Genomic DNA, 4839 nt, shown 5'->3' on the forward strand with positions numbered 1-4839 from the left:
CGTTCAGCAACTACGGCGACGAGGTCGAGCCCGAACAGCCCGCGGCCGGGGACACCGTGAGCATCGAGGAGATCGTGGGCGCCTCGTCGTAGGACGCAAGGGTTTGCACATGCCTGGCGAGAGGTGTCGAAGAGTCCAACCGCCCCCTCACCAACGCCCTTTTTTGGTGGCCGCCGCAGGCCCTTCCTGGCAATCCTGCGAGGCATCCCAAGGCCGCCGGGCCAGCCGGCCTGGGCACGCCGGTGCCGGTTCGGTGAGCAAGGCTGTGCGGAGTTGCACTGCCGTCACCCTCGGAGCAGCCCGCCATCGCGTCACACTCTGCCGGAGCAAAGATCGACGACGGAAAGCTCCCGGCTGGCGTAGAGCCCGCGGGCGGGGTGCGTGATGCACGAAGTCACCCACCTGACCACAACAAGAGAGCGGAGACGAACATGGCACAGAAGAACACCACCCCGAAGGCCGCGCCCGCTGCGGCGAAGGCAACGAAGAAGGGGAAGTCCGCGGCCTCCAAGTCGGCTGCGGCCAGTGCCCTGTCGCAGACGCCGGGCAAGAAGCACGCTTCGGGCCGCACCAAGAGCAAGGCGGCCACCGGGGCCGGGAAGACCGTCGCGGCGCGCAGCACGAGCAAGACGGAGAAGACAGCCGCCGCCAGCGCTCTGTCCCAGACGCCGAAGAAGAAGCCGAGTAAGAAGGCACTCACGCAGGCCGCAAAGACCCTGAGCGACTCCACAGCCAAGAAGTCCGAACGTTCGGCGGCCGCGCGAACCCTCGCACTCGCCGCCGCCAAGGAACTGAATTGAGGCGCTGGCGTCCTGTCGGGCCAGGGCGCCACGACGCTGGGTCGTGTATCGAAAGTGGATCTTGAGCGGTGGGTGGTCCCGGTTCATGGGGCGGGGAGATCTCACGGATGAGCAGTGGGCGGTGCTGGAGCCGTTGTTGCCGAAGAGGAGGAAGGCGGGGCTGCCGCCGGTCTGGTCCCGGTGGCAGCTGATCGACGGCATACGGTTCCGGGTCCGCACGGGTGCCGTGGCGGGACGTGCCCGTCGAGTACGGGCCGTGGGACCGGATCTACGACCTGTTTCGCCGGTGGCAGCGAGACGGCACCTGGTATCAGGTTCTCACCCGGCTCCAGGCCCTGGCCGATGCGAGGGGCGCCATGGTGTGGGACTCGAGTGTCGACTCCACCGTGTGCCGTGACCATCGGCATGCGGCTGGCTCCGGCAAGCAGGGTGACCTGCCGAAGAGACCACCGGGCGGTGTCTTCGACGAGCCCGTCGATCACGGGCTGGGGCGTTCGCGCAGCGGGTTCACGACCCAGCTGCACCTGGCTGTCGAGCAGGGTCAGACGCCCATGTCGATCGTGGTGACGGCAGGGCGGCGGGGGACTCGCCGCGGTTCGAACCGGCGCTGGAGAAGGTTCGTGTGCCCTCACAGGGCCGGGTCGCTCGCGCGTCTGCCCCGACCGCGTGCGGGCTGACGAGGCGTACGCCTGCCGGAAGACCCGCGCCTACCTGCGCCGCCGGGGGATCCGCTGCGCCATCCCGGACAAGGCCGATCAGGTCCCCAACGCAGGAGGCGCGAGTCCAGCGGCGGCCGGCCACCGAAGGTCGACCCAGAGGACTACAGGGCCCGGCACGCGGTCGAGTTCGGTATCAATCGCCTCAAGAGACATCGGGCCGTGTCCACCAGGTACGCCAAACTCGCGCTCCGCTACGAGGCTGCCGTCCTCATTACCGCCATCAACAAGTGGTGGTGAGGTACTGGTCCGACGACAACTCGAACACCCGCACTCGCCGACCGCCGGTCGGATTGACGGTCTCACGGACCGGATGCATCCCCAGTTTGGTCATGATCCGTTCGGAGGCGTCGTTGCCCACTTGAGTGATGCTGATGATCCGCTCCAGCCCTCGCTTTTCGAACCCGAACCGCACAGCGGCCGCAGCGGCCTCGGTGGCCAAGCCCTGCCCCCAGTGGGAACGTCCCAGCCGCCAGCCGACCTCAACCGCCGGCAGTACCTCCGGCAAGAAGTCGGGCACCGAAAGGCCGGTGAACCCGGCCAACTCGCCAGTGGACCGGATCTCCAGGGCGAACAGGCCGAAGCCCTGAGACGCCCACTCACTCTCCCATGCCTGAATCCCGCCGCGAGTCTGCTGTTCGTCACGGATGCTGCCGTCACGGATCCACCGCATGACCTCGGGGTCGGCATTGATGGCAGCCATGGGCGCAACGTCTTCCTCGCGCCAGCGACGCAGGATCAAACGGGGAGTCTCAAGCGTGACCATCCAAGCATTCTGGATCACAAAAGGGCTCTCCATCAGACACTCTCGATACACGCCCCACTGCCCTCCTGTCTGCGTGGACCGACAACGCCGCGATCCTGCGCCGAAGTTCTACTCCCACCTGCTCGCCACCAACTCCACCAGGCACAAGTTGACACCCTCGACCGACGGGAGCGTGAGGATGCCTTGCGTCTCATCCGACACCACAACACGACACCCGCCGCTCCAGGCGGACCGGGCGGGCCCGCAGGAACCGGCCCGGGCCGAGGCCCTGGCCGATGTTCCCCCCGCACAGGTGCAGGACTCGGCTGCCTGAGCCGCCCCCGGTCACGGGACGCGGGCCTCCTCCGGTCGGTCCAGCACGGAACGGGCAGCGACAGCAGCGAAGACCACGGCGTCGGCGGGCCCCTTGCTCCGCGCCGTGCGGACGCTGACGATCCAGCCGGTCAAGAAGCCCACCGGAGCGCTCACCAACCCTGTCGTCGCCAGGGGGAACCACGCGAAGTCGGCGGACTCGAACAGCGCGCCGGGCGCGCCCGAAACCGTCGGCCCGAACGCTTGCAGGACGACACAGCAGGCGAGGCCCGCGTACATGGTCCACAGCAGGCCGGCCTTGGTGCAGCCCTTCCAGAACAGGGCGTAGACAAGGCTCGGCAGTACGGCGGACGCCGACACGGCCACCGCGAACTGTGCGAGGAACTGGATGTTCCAGCTCTGCGCCAGCACCGACAGCAGCACCGCGGCGGCCCCCAGGACGGGAGTGGCCCAGCGCATGGCCTTGACCTCGACGGCGGGCGGCACTCCGCCCCGGCGAAGCGCGGTGACGTAGAGGTCGTGCACGAGAGCCGCGGCCGCACTCAGCGCCAGCGCCGCCACGACGGTCAGGCTGGTGAGGAAGACCGCGGACACCACCAGCGCGGTGAGCAGGTCGCCGGCGGGTCCGGTGACCAGGTCCCGGACCAGTGACAGCAGAGCCGCCGACGACTGGAGGTCGAAGTGGCCCGGCGGCACCGCGGCACTGCGGGCGGCCGCACCGAGGCCGAGCGTGACGGCCAGGGCGGCGAATACGCTCACCATCCCGGTGGCGATCAGGACGGACCGTCGTGCCGCGCCGCCGTGCTCGGCCGTCTTCACCCGCATGATCATGTGAGGTATGACAGCCGTGCCCAGCACGATGGTGACCTGCACGGACACCAGATTGAGCCGTCCCGCGAGGTCTCTGCCGTAGAGCTGTCCCGGGGTGAAGTAGCCGGCCGGGTCGGCGTTGCCGTCGATCGCCTCGGACACCAGCCGGGCGGGGCTCCACCCTGTGCTGCGCAGCAGCAGCACGGCGAGCAGGCCCATGCACACAAAGACCGTGAACGTCTTGACGACCTGGAGCATCGTGTTGCCCCGCATGCCTGTCAGGGCCGCGGCGCACACCATCATCCCCCCGATGAACACCGTGCACAGCTGCGCCGACGCCGTCCCGTCAAGGTCGAGCATCGCCGCGGTGGCCCCGCCCGCCGCCGTCAACTGCACGACGGCCAGCGGGACGCAGACGATGACGCAGACCACGGCCGCCGTGATGCGGACGGCTCTGTCGTCGAACCTCGCGGCGAGCGTGTCACCCAACGTGTAACTGCCGGTGTTGCGCAGGGGCCTGGCCAGAACCATGAGGACCACGAGGGTGCCGACGGTGCACACGGCAAGGGCCGTGCCGTCGTAGCCCGCGACCGAGACCAGGCCGGTACAGCTGAGCAGCAGCAGGATCGTGATGGTGTCGCCCGTCACCGCCAGCGCGTTGCGCCACGGCCGGCCCGAACGCCCTGCGACGTAAAGGTCGTCGACTCCCTCCGAGTCGGCGCCGAACAGCAGACAGAGCAGCAGGGTCGTGGTGACGACCAGAAAGAACGCCACCAACGGAGCCGCGTCGGTCATCGACGTCGCTGCCGTGTGCATCGTGGTGTCGGTACTCATCGGCCGCTCCCTGTCGGGGAGTTGACCGCGCCTTTGCCGGATCCGGCCGCCTCACCGTTCTGCCTGGTCGCCTGGTAGAACCACCAGGACGACACCGGAACGCTGAAGCTCAGCAGAGCGAACAACAGCAGGCCCACGGTCGGCCCCCCGGCCACGCGCGTCGCGAGCGTCGAGCCGGCCAACAGCGGCAGCACGGCTACCACCGACCATCCGACGGCTTGGGCGCCCAGATAGCGCACCGTCGCACGCGCAGTGTCCCGTTGCACGGCAGCAGTCACCTGCGCGTGCTGCTCCGGAGGGCGGGGCGGCCTCGGCTGAAAGCTGGGCGACGGCCCATAGTTGAGCGCGTTCATCGGGTCTCCTTCGTGGATACCCCGGCCTTTCGGGCCGGGGAGGAAACGGAGCTCCTGCGGAGCAGGGCAGGGAGGGCTGTTTCGCCCTTCGGGCGGAGCAGTGTTGTCAGTGGCGGCCGTTAGGTTGCTGGTGTGCATCTGCGGTATTCGTTTCGGATCGAGCCGACGCCGGGTCAGCGCATCGCGCTGGCCCGTACGTTCGGCTGCGCCCGGGTGGTCTACAACGATGCGCTGGCAGCAAGGAAGGC

At 68.7% G+C, this 4839-nt stretch carries 5 protein-coding genes and 1 pseudogene; 3 read left to right on the plus strand and 3 right to left on the minus strand.

What is annotated here, in order from left to right; all coding sequences use genetic code 11:
- Positions 1–431 precede the first annotated feature (431 nt).
- Together ABT296_RS38340 and ABT296_RS38345 are read left to right on the plus strand one after the other, a co-directional pair.
- The gene (locus tag ABT296_RS38340; protein ID WP_351934738.1) at positions 432–800 is read left to right on the plus strand and encodes a hypothetical protein; all 369 of its coding nucleotides are present in this window, start codon (positions 432–434) and stop codon (positions 798–800) included.
- An 85-nt stretch (positions 801–885) separates the two neighbouring features.
- Positions 886–1756 (plus strand): annotated as a pseudogene (locus ABT296_RS38345) (IS5 family transposase).
- Here ABT296_RS38345 and ABT296_RS38350 read toward each other — a convergent pair.
- From ABT296_RS38350 to ABT296_RS38360, 3 genes are all read right to left on the minus strand, one after another.
- Positions 1740–2282 (minus strand): GNAT family N-acetyltransferase, encoded by a 543-nt coding sequence (locus ABT296_RS38350; protein ID WP_351934740.1) that lies wholly within the window; start codon positions 2280–2282, stop codon positions 1740–1742. The pseudogene ABT296_RS38345 and the gene ABT296_RS38350 overlap by 17 nt on opposite strands.
- A gap of 324 nt (positions 2283–2606) precedes the next feature.
- Complete coding sequence (locus tag ABT296_RS38355) at positions 2607–4238, minus strand: sodium:solute symporter family transporter (protein WP_351934742.1); 1632 nt, start codon at positions 4236–4238, stop codon at positions 2607–2609.
- Entirely contained in the window at positions 4235–4591 is a 357-nt protein-coding gene (locus ABT296_RS38360) for a hypothetical protein (RefSeq protein WP_351934744.1), read from the minus strand. The genes ABT296_RS38355 and ABT296_RS38360 overlap by 4 nt, the downstream gene beginning before the upstream one ends.
- 132 nt (positions 4592–4723) lie before the next feature.
- Here ABT296_RS38360 and ABT296_RS38365 point away from each other — a divergent pair.
- On the plus strand, positions 4724–4839 hold a 116-nt coding region (locus tag ABT296_RS38365; protein ID WP_351934746.1), incomplete at its 3' end, for a helix-turn-helix domain-containing protein.

The organism is Streptomyces sp. NPDC000983 (assembly GCF_040299205.1).
Lineage (GTDB): Bacteria > Actinomycetota > Actinomycetes > Streptomycetales > Streptomycetaceae > Streptomyces.